We start from the raw sequence: 735 nt of genomic DNA on the forward strand, positions 1-735 counted from the left end.
TCGACACGGGGGTGGTTATCTTTGGCCACGGATGGGCACGGATGAACACGGATGGTCAGGGGCGCCTTTTGCGGGGCGCCGGGGTGGTTCCGGGGTCGCATTCGGGCGGCGCGGTCTGGGCCAGTTCCTGTTGCAGTTCCTCGATCTCGCGCTCGATGGCCTGGTATTCGGCCTGTTTGCGTTCGAGAAAGGCGCGGGTGATGCGCCGCTTCTCGCTCCGCCCCTTGGGGGTGAGCAGGTAGATGTAGGCCTGCTTGCGCTGGGGGACGGTCTCGGCCTGGACCAGGCCATCGTCGATCAGCGCGCGCAGGCCGTAGTGGGCGGAGCCGAGGCCGACGCCGAGGTGTTGCGCCAGTTCCCGCTGGGTGAGCTGGGCGTTGTCGGCCAGCAGGCGCAGCAGCCCCAGGCGGATGGTGTCGCTTCGGTTGTCCAAGGGTTCTGTCGTTGGTGGACCGCTGGGATGGGCAGCGGGCACGCTGCCGCCATTTCCGTGCATCGCGAGGACGCAGGAAGGGGGCGGGGCCGGTCCCCGAGGCGCCGGATTGGGCGTCAGGGGCGGTCGCTCGGCCGCGGCGGGCGGCCCTGGTTGTTCAGGGCTGGAACCATAGTGGTTTTGTGGGTTCGTTGCAATGAAGAATCTGTGACGGGTGTCGCAGTTCCCGATGTCGGGTTGCGCTGCGCTAACCCGACCTACGAATCTGGACGCGGTGCAAAGCGGCCGCGAGGCTTGGAGAC

At 67.6% G+C, this 735-nt stretch carries 1 protein-coding gene; it reads right to left on the bottom strand.

The window, feature by feature from the left end:
* Positions 1 to 55 precede the first annotated feature (55 nt).
* Positions 56 to 433: a MarR family EPS-associated transcriptional regulator gene (locus ABC977_RS18195; RefSeq protein WP_369668686.1), complete on the bottom strand. Its 378-nt coding sequence runs from the start codon at positions 431 to 433 to the stop codon at positions 56 to 58.
* Positions 434 to 735: the final 302 nt, after the last annotated feature.

Source organism: Thioalkalicoccus limnaeus (assembly GCF_041197575.1).
In the GTDB taxonomy this organism is placed as follows: domain Bacteria; phylum Pseudomonadota; class Gammaproteobacteria; order Chromatiales; family Chromatiaceae; genus Thioalkalicoccus; species Thioalkalicoccus limnaeus.